Source organism: Stenotrophomonas sp. ATCM1_4 (assembly GCF_004348115.1).
Taxonomy (GTDB): Bacteria; Pseudomonadota; Gammaproteobacteria; order Xanthomonadales; family Xanthomonadaceae; genus Stenotrophomonas; species Stenotrophomonas capsici.
Genome location: NZ_QPFB01000001.1, coordinates 1190312 through 1212137, shown reverse-complemented (window position 1 = coordinate 1212137; position 21826 = coordinate 1190312). Strand labels below are relative to the sequence as shown.

Annotated in this window: 25 protein-coding genes and 3 tRNA genes; 9 read left to right on the top strand and 19 right to left on the bottom strand. The window is 66.9% G+C overall.

Features of this window, described 5'->3' with window-relative positions; all coding sequences use genetic code 11:
* Positions 1-9: 9 nt before the first annotated feature.
* The 4 genes from nudC to ATCM_RS05785 form a co-directional block, all read right to left on the bottom strand.
* Positions 10-918: an NAD(+) diphosphatase gene (gene nudC, locus ATCM_RS05800; protein ID WP_132863335.1), complete on the bottom strand. Its 909-nt coding sequence runs from the start codon at positions 916-918 to the stop codon at positions 10-12.
* Between the two features lie 71 nt (positions 919-989).
* On the bottom strand, positions 990-1376 hold the full coding sequence (gene erpA / locus ATCM_RS05795) for an iron-sulfur cluster insertion protein ErpA (protein WP_132863333.1): 387 nt from the start codon (positions 1374-1376) through the stop codon (positions 990-992).
* Between the two features lie 32 nt (positions 1377-1408).
* Positions 1409-1843, bottom strand: coding sequence for a polymer-forming cytoskeletal protein (locus ATCM_RS05790; RefSeq protein ID WP_132863332.1), 435 nt, complete (start codon positions 1841-1843; stop codon positions 1409-1411).
* A gap of 2 nt (positions 1844-1845) precedes the next feature.
* Positions 1846-2586: a DUF6776 family protein gene (locus ATCM_RS05785; RefSeq protein WP_132863330.1), complete on the bottom strand. Its 741-nt coding sequence runs from the start codon at positions 2584-2586 to the stop codon at positions 1846-1848.
* 164 nt (positions 2587-2750) lie between these two features.
* Between ATCM_RS05785 and ATCM_RS05780 the strand changes: the two genes are divergently transcribed.
* The 3 genes from ATCM_RS05780 to ATCM_RS05770 all read left to right on the top strand — a co-directional run bounded on the left by ATCM_RS05780 (position 2751) and on the right by ATCM_RS05770 (position 7687).
* The gene (locus tag ATCM_RS05780) at positions 2751-3389 is read left to right on the top strand and encodes a DUF4126 domain-containing protein (RefSeq protein WP_132863329.1); all 639 of its coding nucleotides are present in this window, start codon (positions 2751-2753) and stop codon (positions 3387-3389) included.
* 32 nt (positions 3390-3421) lie between these two features.
* Positions 3422-5245 carry an EAL domain-containing protein gene (locus ATCM_RS05775; protein WP_132863328.1) on the top strand — a complete coding sequence of 608 codons (1824 nt, stop codon included), beginning with the start codon at positions 3422-3424 and terminating at the stop codon, positions 5243-5245.
* Positions 5246-5323: 78 nt separating this feature from the next.
* The gene (locus tag ATCM_RS05770) at positions 5324-7687 is read left to right on the top strand and encodes an ATP-binding protein (RefSeq protein ID WP_243694075.1); all 2364 of its coding nucleotides are present in this window, start codon (positions 5324-5326) and stop codon (positions 7685-7687) included.
* A gap of 218 nt (positions 7688-7905) precedes the next feature.
* On the opposite strand, the gene bfr is transcribed toward ATCM_RS05770, so the two are convergent.
* From bfr to ATCM_RS05755, 3 genes are all read right to left on the bottom strand, one after another.
* Positions 7906-8376 carry a bacterioferritin gene (gene bfr / locus ATCM_RS05765; protein ID WP_132863324.1) on the bottom strand — a complete coding sequence of 157 codons (471 nt, stop codon included), beginning with the start codon at positions 8374-8376 and terminating at the stop codon, positions 7906-7908.
* A 102-nt stretch (positions 8377-8478) separates the two neighbouring features.
* Positions 8479-8679 (bottom strand): (2Fe-2S)-binding protein, encoded by a 201-nt coding sequence (locus ATCM_RS05760; protein WP_132863322.1) that lies wholly within the window; start codon positions 8677-8679, stop codon positions 8479-8481.
* Between the two features lie 77 nt (positions 8680-8756).
* On the bottom strand, positions 8757-9365 hold the full coding sequence (locus ATCM_RS05755) for an RNA pyrophosphohydrolase (protein ID WP_132863320.1): 609 nt from the start codon (positions 9363-9365) through the stop codon (positions 8757-8759).
* A 118-nt stretch (positions 9366-9483) separates the two neighbouring features.
* On the opposite strand from ATCM_RS05755, the gene ATCM_RS05750 reads away from it, so the two are divergent.
* The 3 genes from ATCM_RS05750 to ATCM_RS05740 all read left to right on the top strand — a co-directional run bounded on the left by ATCM_RS05750 (position 9484) and on the right by ATCM_RS05740 (position 9839).
* Positions 9484-9560, top strand: a tRNA-Met gene (locus tag ATCM_RS05750).
* A 27-nt stretch (positions 9561-9587) separates the two neighbouring features.
* A tRNA-Gln gene (locus ATCM_RS05745) sits at positions 9588-9662 on the top strand.
* Positions 9663-9764: 102 nt separating this feature from the next.
* Positions 9765-9839, top strand: a tRNA-Gln gene (locus tag ATCM_RS05740).
* Between the two features lie 175 nt (positions 9840-10014).
* On the opposite strand, the gene rpsI is transcribed toward ATCM_RS05740, so the two are convergent.
* Together rpsI and rplM are read right to left on the bottom strand one after the other, a co-directional pair.
* Complete coding sequence (gene rpsI, locus ATCM_RS05735) at positions 10015-10407, bottom strand: 30S ribosomal protein S9 (RefSeq protein WP_132863318.1); 393 nt, start codon at positions 10405-10407, stop codon at positions 10015-10017.
* Positions 10408-10409: 2 nt separating this feature from the next.
* Positions 10410-10838 carry a 50S ribosomal protein L13 gene (rplM, locus tag ATCM_RS05730; protein WP_132863317.1) on the bottom strand — a complete coding sequence of 143 codons (429 nt, stop codon included), beginning with the start codon at positions 10836-10838 and terminating at the stop codon, positions 10410-10412.
* Between the two features lie 203 nt (positions 10839-11041).
* Here rplM and coq7 point away from each other — a divergent pair, with 203 nt between their 5' ends.
* Positions 11042-11686, top strand: coding sequence for a 2-polyprenyl-3-methyl-6-methoxy-1,4-benzoquinone monooxygenase (gene coq7, locus ATCM_RS05725; RefSeq protein ID WP_132863316.1), 645 nt, complete (start codon positions 11042-11044; stop codon positions 11684-11686).
* 171 nt (positions 11687-11857) lie between these two features.
* Here the strand turns inward: coq7 and ATCM_RS05720 are convergent, their stop codons facing one another.
* A complete protein-coding gene (locus ATCM_RS05720) occupies positions 11858-12172 on the bottom strand; it encodes a multidrug efflux SMR transporter (RefSeq protein ID WP_132863314.1) in 315 nt (104 codons plus the stop codon).
* Positions 12173-12284: 112 nt separating this feature from the next.
* Positions 12285-13079, bottom strand: coding sequence for an adenosylmethionine decarboxylase (speD, locus tag ATCM_RS05715; RefSeq protein ID WP_054667806.1), 795 nt, complete (start codon positions 13077-13079; stop codon positions 12285-12287).
* A gap of 177 nt (positions 13080-13256) precedes the next feature.
* Here speD and crp point away from each other — a divergent pair, with 177 nt between their 5' ends.
* Positions 13257-13946 (top strand): cAMP-activated global transcriptional regulator CRP, encoded by a 690-nt coding sequence (gene crp / locus ATCM_RS05710; RefSeq protein WP_132863313.1) that lies wholly within the window; start codon positions 13257-13259, stop codon positions 13944-13946.
* A 257-nt stretch (positions 13947-14203) separates the two neighbouring features.
* Entirely contained in the window at positions 14204-14965 is a 762-nt protein-coding gene (locus ATCM_RS05705) for a sulfite exporter TauE/SafE family protein (RefSeq protein ID WP_132863311.1), read from the top strand.
* 136 nt (positions 14966-15101) lie between these two features.
* On the opposite strand, the gene ATCM_RS05700 is transcribed toward ATCM_RS05705, so the two are convergent.
* The 8 genes from ATCM_RS05700 to trpE all read right to left on the bottom strand — a co-directional run bounded on the left by ATCM_RS05700 (position 15102) and on the right by trpE (position 21816).
* Entirely contained in the window at positions 15102-15824 is a 723-nt protein-coding gene (locus tag ATCM_RS05700; RefSeq protein WP_132863309.1) for a haloacid dehalogenase-like hydrolase, read from the bottom strand.
* Positions 15821-16615, bottom strand: coding sequence for an indole-3-glycerol phosphate synthase TrpC (gene trpC, locus ATCM_RS05695; RefSeq protein WP_132863308.1), 795 nt, complete (start codon positions 16613-16615; stop codon positions 15821-15823). Before trpC ends, ATCM_RS05700 begins: the two co-directional genes overlap by 4 nt.
* Before the next feature lie 67 nt (positions 16616-16682).
* The gene (trpD, locus tag ATCM_RS05690) at positions 16683-17720 is read right to left on the bottom strand and encodes an anthranilate phosphoribosyltransferase (protein WP_132863307.1); all 1038 of its coding nucleotides are present in this window, start codon (positions 17718-17720) and stop codon (positions 16683-16685) included.
* A gap of 14 nt (positions 17721-17734) precedes the next feature.
* Positions 17735-18247 carry a DUF1543 domain-containing protein gene (locus ATCM_RS05685; RefSeq protein WP_132863305.1) on the bottom strand — a complete coding sequence of 171 codons (513 nt, stop codon included), beginning with the start codon at positions 18245-18247 and terminating at the stop codon, positions 17735-17737.
* A complete protein-coding gene (locus ATCM_RS05680; protein ID WP_132863303.1) occupies positions 18244-18894 on the bottom strand; it encodes a LysE family translocator in 651 nt (216 codons plus the stop codon). Before ATCM_RS05680 ends, ATCM_RS05685 begins: the two co-directional genes overlap by 4 nt.
* Positions 18891-19475 carry an aminodeoxychorismate/anthranilate synthase component II gene (locus ATCM_RS05675; protein ID WP_132863301.1) on the bottom strand — a complete coding sequence of 195 codons (585 nt, stop codon included), beginning with the start codon at positions 19473-19475 and terminating at the stop codon, positions 18891-18893. The genes ATCM_RS05680 and ATCM_RS05675 overlap by 4 nt, the downstream gene beginning before the upstream one ends.
* A 3-nt stretch (positions 19476-19478) precedes the next feature.
* On the bottom strand, positions 19479-20273 hold the full coding sequence (locus tag ATCM_RS05670; protein WP_132863299.1) for an SIMPL domain-containing protein: 795 nt from the start codon (positions 20271-20273) through the stop codon (positions 19479-19481).
* Between the two features lie 67 nt (positions 20274-20340).
* Positions 20341-21816 carry an anthranilate synthase component I gene (gene trpE, locus ATCM_RS05665; RefSeq protein ID WP_132863297.1) on the bottom strand — a complete coding sequence of 492 codons (1476 nt, stop codon included), beginning with the start codon at positions 21814-21816 and terminating at the stop codon, positions 20341-20343.
* Positions 21817-21826: the final 10 nt, after the last annotated feature.

Below are 21826 nucleotides of genomic sequence, written 5' to 3'. Positions count from 1 at the left end.
GCCACCGGATCAGCCTCCCTGCCGCTCGTACCAGTGCTGGACCAGGCTGCGCGCGATCGAGATGCGTGGCGGCAGCAGGATGCCCTGCCCGTCGTCGTTGGCCTCGCGCTGCAGCGCCGCACCGACCTCTTCGACGCTGAACCAACGCGCGTCCTCCAGCTCGCCGTTGACACGTGGCGTGTCGTCCTCGGCGGTGGCCATGAAACCGACCATCAACGCCCCCGGGAACGGCCACGGCTGGGTTCCCAGGTAACGCGAGGCAAGCACCCGCACCTGCGATTCCTCGAACACCTCGCGGGCCACCGTCTGCTCGAAACTCTCGCCGGGCTCGACGAAGCCGGCCAGCACCGAATAGCGGCGCGGCGCCCAGCTGGACTGCCGCCCCAGCAACAGGCGGCCCTGGTTTTCCACCGCGACGATGATCGCCGGATCCACGCGCGGGTAATGCTCGGTGCCGCACTGGTCGCAATGGCCGATGAAGCCGGCGCGGCCAAAGCGGATCGCCGCGCCACAGACGCCACAGAACCGGTTGCGCGAATGCCAGTACGACATCCCGCGCGCGTAACAGAAGATATCGGCCAGTTCCGGCGGCCAGGTGGCCGCGGCAAGCCGCAGGTCGATGCGCCCCGGCGCCTGCAGGGTCAGCCCGGTCGCCTCGGCGGCGAACCACGGGTGGCCATTGCCATCACGGCCCAGGAAGGTCGCCGCACCCGGCCCGCCGCCCAGTGCGTGGCCCTCGGCGATGAAGGGTTGCCCTTCACCATCGGCGAATGCGGTGCCATCGGCATCCAGCACCAGCACCTTGGCCTGCGGCCACAGCCGCGCCAGCGCTTCGGCATCACCGCGCAGTGCATCGGCACGGTCCAGTGGCACGCCGGCAAAGGCGTATCCGGAAAATGTACGGTCAGGAGTCGACATCGCCCAGAGCCTGCCGCCAAAGCGCGCCCACCGCAAGCACGGCGATGCCACGCATGGCGTGGATCAGCGGATCAGACCGAGAAGCTGCTGCCGCAGCCGCAGGTGGTGCGGGCGTTCGGGTTGCGGATCACGAACTGCGCGCCGGTCAGGCTCTCGGTGTAGTCCACCTCGGCGCCCATCAGGTACTGCAGGCTCAACGGGTCGACCAGCAGGGTCACGCCCTCGGTGACCACCGCTAGATCGTCCTCGGCACGGTTCTCGTCGAACTCGAACCCGTACTGGAAGCCCGAGCAGCCACCGCCCTGGATGTAGACGCGCAGGGCCAGGGCGGCATTGCCCTCGTCCTGGATCAACTCGCGCACCTTCGATGCCGCCGAAGCCGTGAAGTTCAGCGGGCGGTCCAGGGACTGGTAATCAGGCGCCGGCTGGACGCCGGGCAGGGACACTAACGTACTCATGCTGCCCAGCATGGGGGCCGGGCAGCGGGCTTTCAAGCCTCGGAGGCTTCAGTTTTCTTCGCCTTGCCGGCCGGCTTGTCCTCCGGCGGCGGCAGCGCGGCCATCGCGGCCGCATGCACCAGGCGGCCATTGAGCTGCGCGCCGGCGCTCATCTCCACCACCTGGTAATGCACGTTGCCGGTCACCCGGGCGCTGGGGGTCAGCTCGATCCGCTCGCTGGCGTGGACGTCACCGTCCAGGCGGCCGCTGAGCACCACCACGGTGGCCCGCACCTCGCCCTCGATATGGCCCTGCTCGGCCAGGGTCAGGGTGCCGTTGCCACCGTCCTCGACGATCACCTTGCCCAGGATGCGGCCTTCCACGTACAGGCCACCGCTGAATACGACGTCACCCCTGATCTCCACCTGCGGCCCGATCAGGGCGTCCACGACCAGGTGGTTGTCGCGGCTGGACTTGCTTCCGAACATAGTTACTCCCCTCTGCCGTTGCCGGCGAGTTTCCAATCAAATGTCTGTGTGGCGCCTCCCCCAGGCCCGGTGAGCGAGACTCGCACACGTTGCGGGGTGAAATCCCGGGGGAGCATCACGCTACCGTCCAGTTGCTGGAAGTAGCGGAACGAATAGTCCTTGCCGGGTGCACTTTTCTGCTGGTGCAGGTCGTCCCAGCTGACCGTGGTCAGCTTGCCGTCCTTCACGCCTTCGACCGAGAACCGCATCTGCCCCTGGCTGATCGCGCCACGGTTGAGGTTCTGGGTGAGCACGATGTTGTAGTGCCAACTGCCCGCGGCCTCGGGGGAAAACTCGATCGAATGGGTGTTCAACCCCTTGCGCTGGCTGGTCGAACCCACCAGCCGCTCGTAGAACGCCACATCGGCGCGCAGGCCGGCGATTTCCTCGTCGCGCTCGGCCAGTGAGGCCTGCACCTCGGTGTTGGCGGCGCGGCTGATCTTGTCCGAGGCCTCCAGCGTGGCCTGGCGCTGCTGCAGTTCCTCGACCTTGTCCCGCTGCACCTTCACCTGGCTCTCGGCCTGGCGCAGCTTCTCGCGCAGGCCTCCGGCATCGGGGGAGGCATAGCGCGCCGACAACCAGCCCACCAGCAGCAGTGACAACAGCCAGGCACCGGCCAGCAGCGCGAGCGGCACCCAGCCCGGCCGCGCCGATGCGCCGCCACGGGGGGTGATCTGGAAACGGGAAGTGGGTCGAGGGCTCATGGCAGGCTCCGGCGCCCCGGCAGGGCGGCCTTGCTCGGTCTGACTAACGACGGGCCAGTGTAAACGAGAGTCGATGGCCGACGCCTGTACCCGCGCATCTGGCAATCATCGCGGGCATATCCGATAGTTGGGACCCTGCTCACGGTTCGCACGCGGCCCCTCCCATGACCGAAGCCCACATATTCGTCATCGGCATCCTGCTGGCCTGGCTGGCCGGCATCCGTGTCTACCTGACCGTGTTCGGCGTCGGCCTGGCCGGGCTGCTGGGCTGGGTGGACCTGCCTCCGGCCCTGCAGGCCACCGAATCGTGGTGGGTGCTGGGCACCTCCGCCGCGCTGGCCGCGGCCGAGTTCTTCGCCGACAAGATCCCCGGCGTGGATTCGATCTGGGACCTGGTCCAGACCCTGGCCCGCGTGCCCGCCGGGGCGTTCCTGGCCGCCGCCACGCTGTCGCCGGACGGCCAGCTCGGCACCGGCGCCCTCGTTGCCGGCGCCGGCGTCGCGCTGGCCAGCCATGGGCTCAAGTCCGGCACCCGCGCCCTGCTCAACACCTCGCCCGAGCCGGCCAGCAACTGGGTCGCCTCCGTCGCCGAGGACACCGTGGTCGTCGGCGGCCTGGCGCTGGCGTTGGCGCATCCGTGGCTGGCACTGTGCTTCGTGCTGGGCGCCAGCATCCTCGGAGCGCTGGTGGTCTGGCTGGTTTGGCGCATGCTGTGGCGCGGCCTCAAGCGCCTGTTCGCGGCCCCGGCGGCGACGCCTCCCCTTTCCGGCAGTGGCGAACGGTCGCTGCCACCCTCTTCCTGAACGCATAATCGCCCGGCCCACCGGGAGCAGAAATGGCAAGCACCGACACCCCGACCCCGACCGCCCGACCCATTCGTGCGGAAACCCCGCCCGCCGGCTACTGGCAGCGCTGGAGCGTGCGCAATGCGCCGCCGGCCGAAGCCGTGCAGGCGCAGATCCGCAGCAGCGGCGAGGACGCCCCGGCCGCCGATCCGGCGCAGGCCACCGATGCCGAAGCGCCGTACCGGGTACTGATCATCGAGGACAACCGCTCCCAGGCGCTGTTCGCGCAGAGCGTGCTGCATGGCGCCGGCATGCAGGCCTTCGTGCAGATGGATGTCGACGGCGTGCAGCAGGCCATCACCGAGCACCGCCCCGACCTGATCCTGATGGACCTGCACATGCCCGGCATCGACGGCATGCGCCTGACCGCGATGATCCGCCAGCATCCGCAGCAGCAGCTGCTGCCGATCGTGTTCCTGACCGGTGAAGCCGACCCGGACCGCCAGTTCGAAGTACTCGATTGCGGTGCCGACGACGTGCTGGTCAAGCCGATCCGCCCTCGCCACCTGGTCGCCGCGGTCGCCAACCGGATCCGCCGCAACCGCATGCAGCCGGCCGGCCGCAGCGAGCCCGGCCCGCTGTTGAACAACCCGGAAACCGGCCTGCCCACGCGCCACAACGTCATGCAGCAGCTGCAGGCGGCGTTGGCGGCCTCGGCCAGCGGCGGACTGCTGTTCATCGAGATCGCCAGCGCGCTGGGCCTGCGCGAGCGTTACGGCTACGCCAGCTTCGAACGGCTGATGGTGCAGGCCGCGCAGCGCCTGTTCGGCGGGCTCAAGCCTTACCAGCTGGCACGCCTGAACGACAACAGCTTCCTGCTGCTGGCGCGCGACCTGGACGAGACCAAGGTCGAGGAACTGGCCCAGTTCACCCGCACTATCCTGTCCGCGCAGCCGTTCTCCGCACGCGAGGAAGAATCGGTCTTCCTGCGTTGCGCCGTCGGCCATGCCCGCCTGTCGCAGGGCTTCGCCGACGCGGACAACGCGCTGGAAGCGGTCGAGCGCACTACCCTGCAGGCGCGCCTGAGCCATACCGGCAGCGCTGCCTACGTGCCCGAGGACGAGGCCCAGAACAAGGAACACCTGGCCCTGCTGGACGGCCAGCTGGAGCTGGCCTACCAGCCCATCGTCGCCGTCGCCGGCAGCGACACGGCGCAGTACCAGCTGCTGTTGCGCCTGCGCCAGAGCAACGGCACCCTGCTTTCGGCCGGCCAGGTGATCCCGGCCGCCGAAGCCGCCGGCCGCATCGCCGACCTCGACCAGCAGGTGGTCGAACACGCGCTCGGCCTGCTGCACCTGTACCAGTTCGCCACCCCGCCGATGCGCCTGTTCGTGTCCCAGTCGCTGCGCACGCTGGCCCGCGGTGCCTATGCCGACTGGCTGCTCAAGGCGTTGCAGGACCGCCAGGTCGCCGGCAACGGATTGGTCATCGACGTCCGCCTGTCCGATGCACTCGTGCACGTGGTCGGCCTGCAGCAGTTCTGCGCACGGCTGATGCCGGCCGGCGTGCAGTTCTGCCTGAGCCAGTTCGAACCCGGCGATGAAGCCAACGCCCTGCTGACCCAGCTGCCGCTGAGCTACGTGCGCATGGCCGCGCGCTACGCCGGCAGCCACACCAGCCAGAAGCTGCGCGATGAGCTGCGCACCACAATCGACCTGGCCCACCGCGCCAACGTGCAGATCATCGGCCAGCAGATCGAAGACCCGCAGGCCGCCGCGGCGATGTGGATGGGGGGCGTGGACTTCATCCAGGGCAACGTCGTGCAGCACGCCGGCGCCGAGCTCAATTTCGATTTCCAGAACGCGGTGCTGTAAGTGGCCGGCCACGGGGGAGCGCGCAACTGGGCGCTGTTGGCCGCCGGCTGCGCGGCGGCCTCCGCTGCCACCGCCTGGCTGCCGCAGGTGCCGGCCGTGGCCGGTGGCGCGGCCGCTATCGCCGCGGCCATCGCCGCGCTGCTGGCGGCGATCAGCGGCAATGGCCTGGCACGCGCTGCACATGCCCTGCAGCTGCAGCACGATGAGCTGCAGCTGGAAGGCAATCGCCTGCGCCAGGCCGAGCAGCGCCACGGCAAGCTCGAGCAGGAACTGCTGCAGGCCAAGCAGGCCGCCGAGGCCGCCACGCTGGCCAAGGGTGAATTCCTGGCCACGATGAGCCACGAGATCCGCACGCCACTCAACGGCATCCTGCCGATGCTGGAGATGGTCTCGCAGGGACCGCTGGATCCGGAGCAGCGCAACATGCTCAACACGGCCACCGAGAGTTCACGGCAGCTGTTCCGCATCGTCGATGACATCCTGGACTACTCCAAGCTCGAGGCGAACCGGCTGGAGCTGGAGATCACCACCTTCAACCTGCGTGAGACCCTGGAAGGCATGTTGCTGCTGATGCAGCGCGCCGCCGAACACAAGGGCCTGCGCCTGTCGCTGCACATCGATCCGGCCGTGCGCCTGCCGGTGCGCGGCGATCCGGTGCGGCTGCGCCAGGTGATGGGCAACCTGCTGGTCAATGCGATCAAGTTCACCGAGCGCGGCAGCGTGCAGGTCAACGTCAAGCGGCTCGGCGAGACCCCGGCGCAGCACCAGCTGCGCTTCGAGGTGCGCGACACCGGCATCGGCCTGGACAGCGCGCAGCAGGAACGCCTGTTCAATGCCTTCACCCAGGCCGACGCCTCCACCACCCGCCTGTACGGCGGCACCGGGCTGGGCCTGGCCATCTGCAAGCGCATCATCGACCTGATGCGCGGCACCATCGGCGTGCAGTCACAGCCGGGGCGCGGCGCCACGTTCTGGTTCGAGATCCCGCTGCTCAAGGTCATCGGCGACCTGCAGCAACCCGATCACCTCGGCAAGCCCCGCAAGGTCCTGCTGCTGCTGCCCGAACAACGCCTGCGCCAGCGCTTCGAGCGCATCCTCGCCACCTGGGGCTACGAGCCGCTGGCGGCGCCGGGCCTGCAGGAAGCCCTGGAGTACCTGCGCAACCCCGCCACCAGCAGCAGCTTCCATGCCGTCATCGGCGACCTGGAGTCCCAGCGCGGCAGTGCGGTCGCCTTGCGGCGTGCCGTCGAGCGCATGGGCAATACCGCTCCCCGGTTGGTGTGGCTGCAGGGTGATGCGCTGCCAGCCGAGGACGTGCAGACCGGCGCGGCGATACTGCTGCCCAAACACCTGGCCGACGCACAGCTGCGCCAGGCGCTGGCGGCACCACGGGTGGTCGCACCGCGCCACGACGATGCGCCGGCAGCATCGATTGCGACCGGCATCGCACCTGTTGCCACGGCCACGAACGTTCAAGCCACTGCCGCGCCCGACGCGGTACCGACGACCCCGCCGGTTCCCGCTCCCCCTGCCACGCCAGCTGCGCCGGCTATCAGCGCGCCAACGCTCATGCCGGCTGCGCCCGAGGCGCTTCCCGCGACCGACAACGTCGATCTGACCGGCATGAAGGTGCTGCTGGTCGAGGACAACCCGGTCAACCTGATGGTGGCGCAGAAGCTGCTCAAGGTCCTGGGTTGCATCCCCGACGCCGCCGAGAACGGGGCCATTGCCCTGGACAAGCTGCGCCGGCACGACTACGAGGCCGTGCTGATGGACTGCCAGATGCCGGTACTGGACGGCTATGCCGCCACCGGCCGCTGGCGCGCGCACGAGGCCAGCACCGGCAGCGCGCGGCTGCCGATCATCGCCATGACCGCCAACGCCATGGCCGGCGACCGCCAGCGTTGCCTGGATGCCGGCATGGATGACTACCTCTCCAAACCCATCTCACGCGCCCAACTGCAGGCCTGCCTGCAACGCCATCGGCACCTGCCGCCCGCTGCCACCACCACGACCGACACGCCCATGCCTTCAGAAGTCCCCAGCGCCCCCGCGGCGCCCCCGTCACCTGGCCCGGCCGACGTGCCGGCCATGGCCGTGCTGGACACCACCGTGCTGGACGAGCTGTTCGAGATAGCCGGCGATGAAACCGGCGCGATCATCGCCCTGTTCCTGGACGAAACGCCCCGCCTGGTCGAACAGTTGCAGCAGGCTGCCGCGATGGCGGACAACGAGCGCATCCGCGAGATCTCGCACAGCCTGAAGTCTTCCAGCGGCAATGTCGGTGCGCAGGCCCTGTCCGATGCCGCCCGCCGCATCGAACACGCCGCGCGCACCGGCACGCTGGAACGCCCGACGGTCATGGCCGCGCTGGTGATCGCCGAATTCGCCCGCGCCCGCATCGCCCTGGCCGCCTACCAGCACGGCCTGCCGCAGTCCTGACACCGGCGGGACGAAGGTCCCCGCCAGCCCTGCGCCTTGGCTACCGGTTGCGCGGGCCGGGATGGAATCCCGGCCCCGTCCCCAACCCCGTCCGCACCCGGCACATCCGCTCAACGCGACACGGCAACGCCGCCCCAGGCACCAAGCCGCACAAACGACAACGGCGCCATGCGCGGTCATCCACCGCACATGACGCCGTCGTGGCGAGACGCCGGAACTCAGTCGTCGATCTTGGTCAGCAGGTAGTTCGGCTCACCAATGCGCTCGATCAGGTCCAGCTGGGTCTCCAGCCAATCGATGTGCTCCTCCTCCGAATCGAGGATCTTCACGAACAGCTCGCGGCTGACGTAGTCGCTGATCGACTCGGCGTAGGCCACGGCATCGCGCAGCACCACGACGGCCTCGTTCTCCAGGGCCAGGTCGCACTTCAGGATCTCGGTCGGATTCTCGCCGATGCGCAGCTTGCCCAACGCCTGGAAGTTCGGCAGTCCCTCGAGGAACAGGATGCGATCGGAGAGCGCATCGGCGTGCTTCATCTCGTCGATCGATTCCTTGTACTCGTGCTCGGCCAGTTCCTTCAGGCCCCAGTTCTTCAGCATCTTGGCGTGCAGGAAGTACTGGTTGATCGCGGTCAACTCGTTGTAGAGGACCTTGTTGAGAAACTCGATGACTTTGGCGTCGCCTTTCATGGCACGGACTCCGACGATGTGAACGGGCGAACTCTACCCGTTGTCGGCGCGCAATGAAGGAACGCGAATCGTGATCATTAGCCGCCGCGGGCGCGGGCAGGCTCAGGCGGCCTGCAACATCGGCAAGGGCAACTCGCGGGTCAGCCGCGCCTGCTCCAGCAGGCCTGCGGCCATGTCCAGGCAGGAGCCACAATTGGAGCCGCATCCGGTGCGCATGGTCAGTTCGGCCACGCTGTCACAACCGGCAAGCGCGGCTTCACGGATCTGGTGATCGGTAACCCCATTGCAGATGCAGACGTACACGGATGCTTGCTCGTTGGACAGCCTTGATTGGCTGAGCGCATTCCACCGCAAATGATAATGGTTGTCAATTCCAGCCGTTAATCATTATTAATCTTCTTCCGCCATGGCCCCTGCCGCCGCTGCCGCTTGCGCGGCCGGTCGTGCCCGGCGGTATTGCCCGGCAGCCATGCCTCCAGCGCCGATGTCGGCATCGACTGCACGCCGGACCCGGCGATGCCCCGCGCCAATGGCGCCAGGTGCCGCAACGCACGGGCATAGACACCGCGCTTGAAGATCACCACATGCTCGACCGGGTACCAGAAATCCACCCAGCGCCAATGATCGAACTCGGGGGTCTCGGTCTGGTCCAGGCGCACATGCGCCTCGTCGCCGGTCAGGCGCAACAGGAACCAGACCTGCTTCTGGCCGATGCAGACCTGGCGTTCGTTGCGGCGTACGGCCCGGCTGGGCAGCCGGTAGCGAAGCCATCCGGGGGTCGCCCCCAGTACTTCGACGTGTTCGGGCAGCAGGCCGGTTTCCTCCTGCAGCTCGCGGTACATGGCTTCGACAGGCGTTTCGTCGGTATTCATTCCGCCCTGCGGGAACTGCCAGCCATCCCGGCGCACGCGTCGTGCCCAGAACACCTGCCCATCCTCCCGCATCAGCACAATGCCGACATTCGGTCGATAGCCGTCCGGATCGATCACGATGCGGACTCCTAAAATTTCTACTGCCGAGGACTCTGCCATGGCCTTGCGCAGGCCACAAGCGCGAAAAAATCTGTTGACAGAATGACGCGGCACCACCAGAATTACCGGCTCCCAAGGCTATGTAGCTCAGCCGGTTAGAGCACAGCACTCATAATGCTGGGGTCGGTGGTTCGAGTCCACCCATAGCCACCATGGGAACGCAGGTTCCACCTGCACTACAGCCCCGTCGCCAAGCGGTAAGGCATCTGACTCTGACTCAGACATTCGGAGGTTCGAATCCTTCCGGGGCTGCCAGACACAAAAAGGCCTGATCGAAAGATCAGGCCTTTTCTGTTCCACCCTCTCGCGCCAATGCCCAACCATCGGGCCGGATGTGCGATAATCGCGCTGCACCACAGCCCCGTCGCCAAGCGGTAAGGCATCTGACTCTGACTCAGACATTCGGAGGTTCGAATCCTTCCGGGGCTGCCAGACACGAAAGACCCGATCGAAAGATCGGGTCTTTTTTTATGCATCGACCGGGCCCGGAAGATTCCAGCAAGGTGAACACCCGCGCCGGATCCACACCGCGGAAACGACAAAAGCCCGGCCGAAGCCGGGCTTTTGCTTTCCCAGGGGGATTCCGAAGAATCCCAGCCCAAGGCGATTAACGCTTGGAGAACTGGGTGGCGCGACGTGCCTTGTGCAGGCCGACCTTCTTACGCTCGACTTCACGGGCGTCGCGGGTCACGAAGCCAGCCTTGCGCAGCTCAACCTTCAGGGTTGCGTCGTACTCGACCAGCGCGCGCGCGATGCCCAGACGGATCGCACCGGCCTGGCCGGTGGTGCCGCCGCCAGCAGCGGTGGCGATGACGTCGAAGCTCTCGGTGTTCTTGGTCAGTTCCAGCGGCTGGCGCACGATCATGCGCGCGGTCTCACGGCCAAAGAACTCGTCCAGCGGACGGCCGTTGACGGTGATGTTGCCGGTGCCCTTGCGCAGGAACACGCGGGCGGTGGAGGACTTGCGGCGGCCAGTGCCGTAGTTTTGAGTGATAGCCATGATTAGATATCCAGAACCTGCGGCTGCTGTGCGGCGTGCGGATGCTCAGTGCCGGCGTAGACCTTGAGCTTGCGGTACATCTGACGACCCAGCGGGCCCTTCGGCAGCATGCCCTTGACCGCGATCTCGATCACGCGCTCCGGGTGACGCTCCAGCGCCTGCTCCAGGGTTTCGGTCTTCAGGTTGCCGATGTAGCCGGTGAAGCGATGGTACTTCTTGTCCTTCAGCTTCTTGCCGGTGACGGCGATCTTCTCGGCATTGATGACGACCAGGTAATCACCGGTGTCAACGTGCGGGGTGTAGGTCGGCTTGTGCTTGCCACGCAGGCGGCGAGCCAGCTCGGTGGACAGACGGCCCAGCGTCTTGCCGGCGGCGTCAACGAGGTACCAGTCGCGCTGGACGGTCTCGTTCTTTGCAGTGAAAGTGCTCATAAAGAACTCAAGGTAGGTCGGGCGGATTGCGGCGGAGGATCCCACCGGAACTTTGCCACGCGTTGTGAATGGTGAAACAGAAGCGCGGGATTGTACCGGGGTCGCCGGGCCGGCGCAAGTTATCCCCAACCCCTGGCCCGGGTGCCCTTGGCAGGCCAGGGACCAGGGGCGAGAATCGGGCCACCCCACTCCACCGGCCCGCCATGACCGCTGCCCGCATACAGACGCCCCTGGACCACCTGCTGACCGAAGCCCAGCGCGCCCTGGACACGGTGTTCGGCAATCCGCCGGCCGCACGCCCGAACCCGGCCGGCGACACCCCCGAGGTGGTGCTGGACGCCGCCGAAACCCGCCATGCAGCGGGCCTGATGCGGATCAACCATGTCGGCGAGGTCTGCGCCCAGGGCCTGTACTTCGGCCAGGCGGCGGTCGCCCGCGACCCGTCCACGCGCGAACACCTGCTGGCGGCCGCACAGGAGGAGACCGATCACCTGAGCTGGTGCGCCGATCGCCTGCGCGAACTGGGCAGCCGCCCCAGCCTGTTCAACCCGCTGTGGTATGCCGGCAGTTACACCATCGGCACCCTGGCCGGCCTGCGCGGGGATGGCTGGAACCTGGGGTTCGTGGTCGAGACCGAGCGCCAGGTCGAAGCGCACCTGGACGAGCACCTGGAGACCCTGCCGCCGGCCGACCAGCGCAGCCGCGAGATCCTGAAGGTGATGAAGCTCGACGAGGCCCGCCATGCCGAACACGCCGAGCATGCCGGCGCGCGCAAGCTGCCGTTCCCGATCCCCTCGGTGATGGCCCTGGCCTCCCGGGCGATGAAGTCGGTGGCGTATCGAATTTGAGACATTCGTCAGGGGGGGGACAGCCCGGCCGACCGGTGTCATGCCTCGCTGCGACATGTCGGTGAAGCCCATGCCGAGCGTGTCTCGGCATTCCCTGGATTCCGGGTAGAGCGCGCCTGCCCGGCCGTGACACGCCCTCAGAACCTGCCGGGCCTGGCTCGGCACTACGGGTCAGCTGACCAGCTTCAGGCCGATGACACCGGAGACGATCAGCGCGATGCACAGCAGCCGCGGCCACGACGTGCTGTCGCCGAACAGCAGCATGCCGGCGATGGCCACGCCGATCGCGCCGATGCCCGTCCATACCGCATAGCCGGTGCCCACCGGAATGGTGCGCAGTGCCTGGGTCAACAGCCACAGGCTGATGCCGGCCATCACCACGGTGATCACGCTGGGCAGCGGCCGGGTGAAACCTTCGCTGTACTTCAGGCCCAGTGCAAAGCCGATCTCGAACACGCCGGCGAGCAGCAGGTAGATCCAGGGCATCGTTGTTTTCCTCATTCAAGAACAAAGCGGCCCGGTACTTCCGCACCGGGCCGCCGTCGGTTTCGTTCTGCAGTGACTGCAGGGCGGGCCGTCCCGCCGGTGTTGCCTGTGCTTACTCGGCCAGGTTGCGGCCGTGGAAGAGCTCTTCGATCTCACGGCGCAGCAGCGCCTCGATCTTCATGCGTTCCTTGAACGACAGGTTCTTGGCCTTCTCTTCGAACAGGTACTGGTCCAGGTCGAAGTCCTTCAGGTGCATCTTCGTGTGGAAGATGTTTTCCTGGTAGACGTTGACGTCGAACATCTCGTAGCGCGACTTGATGTTCTTGGCCAGGAAGTTCTGGATCGAGTTGATCTTGTGGTCGATGAAGTGCTTCTTGCCCTTCACGTCACGGGTGAAGCCACGCACGCGGTAATCCATGATCACGATGTCCGATTCCAGACTCTCGATCAGGTAGTTCAGTGCCTTCAGCGGCGAGATCACGCCACAGGTGGCCACGTCGATGTCGGCACGGAACGTGGCGATACCTTCCTGCGGATGGGTCTCCGGGTAGGTATGCACGGTGATGTGCGACTTGTCCATGTGCGCGACCACGGCGTCGGAGATCAGCTCCTTGCCGGCGGCCTTCTTGTCGATCACCGGTTCCTCGGAAATGAGGATCGTGACCGATGCACCCTGCGGGTCATAATCCTGACGCGCGATGTTGAGGATGTTTGCGCCGATGATCTCGGCCACATCGGTGAGAATCTGCGTGAGACGATCGGCGTTGTATTCCTCGTCGATGTACTCGATATAACGCTGGCGCTCCTCTTCGGTACGCGCATAGCAGACGTCATAGATGTTGAAGCTCAGGGCCTTGGTGAGGTTGTTGAATCCTTGCAACCTCAGGCGAGGCAAAGGCTTGACCACGGCGGTCGATCCTGTAGATGGTGGAAAGCGCGAATTATGGGGCAAAGTTCCCCCCCGCGATACGGTTCCCACGTAAGGCCGTTTGCCCCTTATGATCGGGCTCGTTAAGCTTGCCCATTAAGCAAGTTCATTCTTTTTGTGAACTCCGTCAAGTTCATTCATTTATGGACTCCAAACATGAGCCCTGGGAACACAAACACTGTGACCAATGTGCGCCTCGCCTCCAGCCCGCTTGCGCTGGATATCGCGACCATCGACCGCTTCCTGGCCCATAGCCACCGCCGGCGCTATCCGGCCCGCACCGATGTGTTCCGCCCGGGCGACCCCGCCGGGACCATGTACTACGTGGTCAGCGGCTCGGTCAGCATCATCGCCGAGGAGGAAGATGACCGGGAGCTGGTGCTGGGCTACTTCGGCGCCGGCGAGTTCGTCGGCGAAATGGGCCTGTTCATCGAGTCGGAAAAGCGTGAAGTCATCCTGCGTACCCGCACGCCGTGCGAGCTGGCCGAAATCAGCTACGAGCGGCTGCACCAGCTGTTCCTGGGGCCGCTGTCCACCGACGCGCCGAAGCTGCTGTACGCCATCGGCTCGCAGATCTCCCGCCGGCTGCTGCACACCAGCCGCAAGGCCAGCCGCCTGGCCTTCCTGGACGTGACCGACCGCATCGTCCGCACCCTGCACGACCTGGCCAAGGAGCCGGAGTCGATGAGCCATCCGCAGGGCACCCAGCTGCGCGTCTCCCGCCAGGAGATCGCCCGACTGGTCGGCTGCTCCCGTGAAATGGCCGGGCGCGTGCTGAAGAAGCTGCAGGCCGACGGGCTGCTGCATGCCCGCGGCAAGACCGTGGTCCTGTACGGAACGCGCTGAGCCCGACCCACCCCACCCGATGTTTGCTACAGGGGGCGAACATTGGGCGCCCCGTTGAATCTCACACCCTCACGCCCTTTGCCGCAAAGGGCCGACAGGTCCATCGCGCCGACAACCGCACCGCCCACGGTCGCTTGCCCGTAGGCCACGACCACGACGTTGCCGGAGCGTTACCCCCGGCCTGCCACTGTCACTGAAGCCGGTCAGCCTGGGCGCTGCGCCTTGACCTACCCTGCCCCAGCCCGCAGGCTCAGGGAATGGAATTCGGCACCGAGTTTTACTGGTTCATCCTGATCGGCCTGGGCGCCCAACTCGTGGACGGCGCGCTGGGGATGGCGTTCGGACTGATTTCGTCCTCGGTCCTGCTGAGCATGGGGCTGCCACCGGCGGCGGTCAGCGCCAGCATCCATACCGCCGAGGTGTTCACCACCGGCGCGTCCGGGGTCTCGCACCTGGTCGCCGGCAACGTCGACAAGCGGCTGTTCCTGCGCCTGGCCGTGTCCGGCGCGGTCGGCGGGGCGATCGGGGCCTATGTGCTCACCCAGCTGCCCGGCGAGGTGGTCCGGCCGTTCATCTATCTTTACCTGCTGGTGCTGGCGGTCTTCATCCTGGCCCGTGCGGCCGGCAGGTTCGCGCCGCGCCAGGAAGTGAAGCGGGTACCGGTGCTGGGCTTCTTCGCCGGCCTGCTGGACGCCAGCGGCGGCGGCGGCTGGGGCCCGGTGGCCACCTCCACCCTGCTGGCCCGCGGCGGGCAGGCGCGCACCACCATCGGCTCGGTCAACGCGGCCGAGTTCGTGGTGACGCTGTCGATCTCGATCACCTTCCTGCTCTCGATGGGGCTGCAGCACCTGTCCATCGTCGCCGGCCTGCTGGTCGGCGGGATGATGGCCGCGCCGGTGGCGGCGCTGCTGGTGAAGCGGGTCAAGGAGCGCTGGGTGCTGGTCGCCGTGGGCGTGCTGGTGCTGTCGATCAGCCTGTTCCAGATCGGCATGGCGGTGCTGAAGCTGCGCGCCGGCTGAGCACAGAAGCCGCACGTCCGCCCGTTGCGCACCTCGCTGCGCGCCCCGGCCACGCACAGCGCGCGTGGCGTTCGGCCATGCACGGGCCAATGGCTCGCAAGCCGCATGCCTTCACCCCGCGCGGGAGAACCGTTCGTTACTTCGGCAGCGGATCGCCGCCGCGGCCGACGCAGCCCCAGTTGAGGATCGGCGTGCCGGCCGGCAGCACCTTGCCGAAGTACGCCACGCGCGAATGCTTGGGATTGACCACCACCGGGGCCTTGGCGGCCTTGAGCAGCGGCAGGTCGGCGGTGCTGTCCGAATAGGCCATGGCGATGTCGCCATAACCGCGCTCGCGCAGCATGCGCATCTTTTCCTCGTTGTGGCAGTGGCGGGTGGCACCCACCGCGCCCAGGCGCGGGCCAACCTCGCTGCCGATCACCGGCACGCCCTGCTGGGCGACGAAGGCCAGGATGGCGCGGGCAAGTTCCGGCGGCGCGCCGGTGGCCACCACCACCCGGTCGCCGGCACGGCGATGCGCGGCAAACACGTCCAGCGCATGCGGCAGCAGCTTGCGGCGGATTTCCGCCTCGTGCCTGAGCACGTACTGGTCGATCACGCTGTTGAACTCGCGTGCCTTGTGCAGGCCGAAGGTGGCCACCCACACATAGGCGGAGATCCCGATGCGGCGGGTCGGCAGCATCGCCACGAGCGGGCCGGCGATGGGCGTGATCAGCAGCGCGGCCAGCATCCGCAGCGGGTTGCGCTTGATCAGCCAGGCGAACAGGTGGCTGCCGGAATCACCGTCGTAGAGCGTGTGATCGAAATCGAAGACGACCAGCGGGGCATCGTCGCGGGGAACAGGGTAGGACTCGGTCATGCCGGGAAGAATAGCTGACGCAGGCCCTCGCCCGGCTCTTCGACCCGCATGAAGGCCTCACCGACCAGGAAGGCATTGACGCCTGCCCCGCGCATGGTCGCCACGTCGGCCGGGCCGAGGATGCCGCTTTCGGTGACCAGCAGGCGGTCACGCGGCACCGCATCCTTCATCGCCAACGTGGTCTGCAGCGAGACCTCGAAGGTGCGCAGGTTGCGGTTGTTGATGCCCACCAGCGGCACCGGCACCTGGATGGCGCGCTCCAGCTCGTCGATGTCATGCACCTCGACCAGCACGTCCATGCCCAGCTGCATCGCCAGGTCGGACAGTTCGGCCAGCTGGCGGTCATCCAGCGCCGAGACGATCAGCAGGATGCAGTCGGCACCCAGCACGCGCGCTTCCACCACCTGGTAGGGATCGATGACGAAATCCTTGCGCAACACCGGCAGCGTGCAGGCCTCGCGCGCTTCCTGCAGGTAGGCGTCGGCGCCCTGGAAGAAGTCCACGTCGGTCAGCACCGACAGGCAGCTGGCGCCGCCGAACTCGTAGCTCACCGCGATCTCGCCCGGGCGGAAGTCCGGGCGGATCACGCCCTTGGATGGGCTGGCCTTCTTGACCTCGGCGATCACCGCCGGGTCGCCGTTGGCGATGGCCGCCTGCAGCGCATTGGCGAAGCCGCGCACCGGCGAGGCGTCGGCCACGCGCGCCTTCAACTCGGCCAGCGGCACGCGGGCGCTGCGCTGCGCCACCTCCTGCGACTTGCGGGCGAGGATGGTGTTGAGGATGTCGCTCATGGTTCTGCTTCCTGGAAGACGGGCGTTGCGGGCGCGGGTGATCGGGAGGACCGGGGCGACCCGGGGTTCAAATGACAGCGGCCAGCCGGCGCGTGGCGGCCACGTACTGTTCCATGCGGGCGCGGGCACTGCCATCGGCGATCACCGCGCGGGCACGGGCCAGGCCATCGGCGATGCTGTCGGCCACACCGGCCACGTACAGCGCCGCGCCGGCATTGAGCGCGACGATGTCATTGGCCGGGCCCGGCACATTGTCGAGCACGCCGCGCAGCATGGCGATGGACTCTTCCGGGTTGGTGACCTTCAGGTTGCGGCTGGCGGACATGGCGATGCCGAAGTCCTCCGGATGGATCTCGTACTCGCGCACCTTGCCATCGCGCAGTTCGCCGACCAGCGTGCCGGCCCCCAGCGAGATCTCGTCCATGTTGTCGCGTCCCCACACCACCAGCGCGCGCTCGGCACCAAGCTCGCGCAGCACGCGCGCCTGGATGCCGACCAGGTCGGGATGGAACACACCCATCAGGATGTTGGTGGCCCCGACCGGGTTGGTCAGCGGGCCAAGGATGTTGAAGATGGTGCGCACGCCCATCTCGCGGCGCACCGGTGCCACCACCTTCATCGCCGGGTGGTGCATCGGCGCGAACATGAAGCCGATGCCGGTCTGCTCGATGGCCTGCGCGACCTGCCCCGGGTTGAGTTCGATGATCGCGCCCAGCGCCTCCACCGCATCGGCGCTGCCGGACTTGGAGGACACGCTGCGGTTGCCGTGCTTGGCCACCTTGGCGCCGGCCGCGGCCACCACGAACATCGAGCAGGTGGAGATGTTGAAGGTATGCGAGCCATCGCCGCCGGTGCCGACGATGTCGACCAGGTGGGTCTTGTCCTGCACCGCCACCGGCAACGCGAACTCGCGCATCACCGTGGCCGCGCCGGCGATCTCACCGACCGTCTCCTTCTTCACCCGCAAGCCGGTGAGGATGGCCGCGGTCATGGTCGGCGAGACTTCCCCGCGCATGATCTGGCGCATCAGGTCGACCATCTCGTCGAAGAAGATCTCGCGGTGCTCGATGGTGCGTTGCAGGGCTTCCTGCGCGGTGAGGGTCATGACAACTCCAGGAATCAGGAAATAACGATGTAGTCGCTTTGGCTGTGGATGCCGGCATGCGGGCCCGGCAGCAGCTGCACGTGCAGGCCGCCGATCGGGCCGACCGGCAGGCAGCTGTCCACGTCCAGCAGCGCGTCACGGTGCGGCTTGATCCACTCCGCTTCGGCCTGCGCCAGCGCCTTGCGCTTGGCATCGACGCTGTCGCCGGCGACCACCAGCAGGTAGCGATGGGCCTCGCCGAACTCGCCGGCAACGTAGCCACCGAGGTTCACGAAGTACAGCCGGGGTGCCTCGGCGGCGGGCGCTTCGGTGGACAGGCGCACCTGCCACTGCTCCACCCCATCGACGGTCATCCACGAATCCAGGTGCAGCCCGGCCCGCTCGCCGAACCATTGCTGGCGCAGCTGCGGGTAGCTCTGCTCGATGCTGGGTGCCACGGCGAACACGACGTCGTGCACTTCGGTGTTGGCGCGGGCATGGCGCCCACCCAGCATCACCACAAACAGGCGCAGGTCGGCATCACTCATGGCACCGGCCTCGCGCTCAATGCCAGGCGCACGCCAAAGCCGATGAACAGCACGCCGGCCACCTTGTCCAGCCACTGCATGCCGCGCGCGGCCCAGCGACTGCTGCGCATGCGGTCGGCCGCCAGCACGTAGAGCGCGGTGATCGGCAGCGCGTTGACGGTGAAGATCAGCCCGAGCATGGCGAAGGCCAGCGTCTTGTTCTGCACCGACGGCGAGATGAACTGCGGCAGGAAGGCCAGGAAGAACAGCACCACCTTCGGGTTCAGCACATTGGTCAGGAAGCCACCGGCGAACACCTGCCACCACGAGCCCGCGCCGCCGCCGGCATCCACGCCTTGTTGCAGGGTGTCCGGGCTGCCCTTGGCCAGCAGCAGGCGCATGCCGACCCACAACAGGTAGGCGGCGCCGACGCCCTTGACCACCATGAACAACGTCGCCGAAGTGGCCAGCAGCACGCCCAGCCCCAGTGATGCCAGCGCCACGTGGACCAGGCAACCGGTGCTGATGCCGGCCACCGCGGCAAAGCCGGCACGGCGCCCGCCACGCAGCGAACGGCTGATGATGTAGAGCACGTCCGGGCCCGGGGTCAGGTTCAGCACCCAGCCGGCCAGCATGAACAACAGCAGCTGGGACGGCTCGATCATCATGCCGTGCGATCCAGGAAGTTCTTCATCAGCGCATGGCCGTGCTGGGTGAGGATGGATTCGGGATGGAACTGCACGCCTTCCACGGGATACCGGCGATGGCGCAGGCCCATGATTTCCTCCATCGAGCCGTCCGGGTTCTCGGTCCAGGCGGTGATCTCCAGCTCGGCCGGCAGCGTGGCCTTGTCCACCACCAGCGAGTGGTAGCGGGTGGCCTCGTAGCGGTCCGGCAGGCCGGCGAACACGCCTTTGCCTTCATGGCGAATCGGCGAGGTCTTGCCGTGCATGATGTTGCTGGCACGGATCACGTCACCGCCATACACCTGGCCAATGCTCTGGTGGCCCAGGCACACGCCGAACACCGGGATGCTCGGGCCGAGCTGGCGGATCACCTCCAGCGACACGCCGGCTTCGTTGGGCGTCTTCGGCCCTGGCGAGACCACGATGTGCGACGGCTTGAGCGCGGCGATCTGCTCGACGCTCATCGCGTCATTGCGCACCACCTTCACCTCGGCACCGAGCATCTGCAGGTACTGCACGAGGTTGAAGGTGAAGCTGTCGTAGTTGTCGATCATCAACAGCATGGTTCAGTTTCCGTCGCTAATCAGGAAGATGGCGTAAACATTTTCGGTGTAGGTGATGGGGGCGGCCGTGAGCAGCTCGCCCGCTGCAGGCGCAGCCGCAGCCTGGTTGCGGCTACCGGACACCTGCACCCGATCCAACGAGCCGCCACGCGCGTAGAAATCCCCTCCGTTGTTGGCGCTCGGCCAGCTGCCGGCCTGCACGCCGTAGGCAAAACTTGGGGCAACGTCGGAAATCGTGTAAAGGCCAATAATCTTCGCCCCGTAGGCATCGGCAAGCCCCTTGGCCGATGCCCGTGTCTGTGCAGCGGCTTCGGCCTTAAGCTCAGCGCGCAGGCGCGACTCCCCCGAATACAGCGGGGTAGCGGTCCGCACCTGAACCTCCTTGCTGGCCTTCAACTCGGCAAGAAAGTCCCGCAACTGCTCTGGATTCCCGAAGGCGCCTTCCAGGTCACGGCTGACAGCCGTGCCCTCGAACACTTCCTCATCCTCCTTGTAACGCGTGGACGGCTCGATGCTCAGGTTGTCCATGCGCACCGTCTCGGCGATGGCACCGTGCTTGGCGAACAAACCCACGATCCGCTCGGCATTGTCCTGAACCTTGCGGCGAGCGATATCTGTCTGCATATCCACCGATTCCAGTGCGATCTTCACCACGAAGCGATCCGGCATCACCTTGCGGCTTGCGTCCCCCTTCACCAGCAGATGCGGCTGCGAGGGAACGGAGTTGGCCTGGGCCCACGCGTGCGGAACCACGGCAACCAGCAACGCTGACCACAGCAACATGCGGGAAAACTTCATGCGGCACTCCTTGTCATGGTGAGAGGAACAGCATTGACGCCGGAAACGGAAGACGTTGAAGCAGGACTCACAAACCCTTCGCCGCCTGCGCCACCGCGCGGAACAACGCACGGCCCTTGTTCATGGTTTCGTGCCACTCGGCATCCGGGTCGGAGTCGTAGACCACGCCGCCACCGGCCTGCACGTACAGGTGGCCGTCCTGGATCACCGCGGTGCGGATGGCGATGGCGGTGTCGGCATCACCGTGCCAACCGATGTAACCGACCGCGCCGGAGTACACGTTGCGCTTGACCGGTTCCAGCTCGCGGATGATCTCCAGCGCGCGGATCTTCGGCGCGCCGCTGACGGTGCCGGCCGGGAAGGTCGCGCGCAACACGTCGCTGTAACTCAGCCCCGCCTTCAGCGTGCCGGTGACTTCGCTGACGATGTGCATGACGTGGCTGTAGCGCTCGATCACGAACTGCTCGCCCACCTTGACCGTACCGGGCTCGGCGATGCGACCGACGTCGTTGCGGCCCAGGTCGATCAGCATCACGTGCTCGGCGCGTTCCTTCGGATCGGCCAACAGCTCGGCCTCCAGCGCCTGGTCCAGCTCCGGGGTGGCGCCACGCGGGCGGGTACCGGCGATCGGGCGCACGGTGACCACGCCATCGCGCAGGCGCGCCAGGATCTCCGGCGAGGAACCCACCACCTGGGTGCCACCGACATCGATGAAATACATGTACGGCGACGGATTCAACGCACGCAGCGCGCGGTACACGTCGATCGGGCGCGCGCGGAACGGCACCCGCAGGCGCTGGCTGGGCACCACCTGGAAGATGTCGCCGGCGCGCACGTACTCCTGCGCCTTGCGCACCACGTCGTGGTACTGCTCGCGGGTGAAGGAGGACTTGAAGTCCTGCTCGTCGATCGCATCGGACACCTGCGCCTGCGGGTAGCCGGCGCCGCCCTGGCGCAGCCGGTGCGCCAGTTCGTCGAGGCGACGGTTGGCGCGCGCCCACGCCTGCGGCTGTGATGGATCGGCATGCACGATCAGGTACAGCCGGCCCTTGAGGTTGTCGAACACCGCCAGCTCTTCGGAGAGCATCAGCAGGATGTCCGGCGTGCCCAGCTCGTCGGGCTTGTCGCCGGCACCCAGGTGCGGCTCGATGTACTGGATGCATTCAAAGCCGAACCAGCCGACCAGGCCACCGGTGAAGCCCGGCAGGCCTTCGAACTGCGGCACCGAATGCTGGGCGCGCAGCACTTCCACCTCGGCCAACGGGTCAGCGACGTCGCGACGTTCGATCACCTCGCCCAGCTCGCTGGTCTCCAGCGTGTGGCCACGGAAGCTGTAGATGCGGCGGGCCGGCAGGCCAATGATGGAATAGCGCCCGAAGCGCTCGCCGCCTTCGACCGATTCGAACAGATAGGTGAACGGGCCGTCGGCGAGCTTCAGGTAAACCGAGAGCGGCGTGTCCAGGTCGGACAGCACTTCGCGGACGACGGGGATGCGGGTGTGGCCTTCAGCGGCCTGCTGCTGGAACTGCTCTTGCGAGATCAAGACGGCTTTC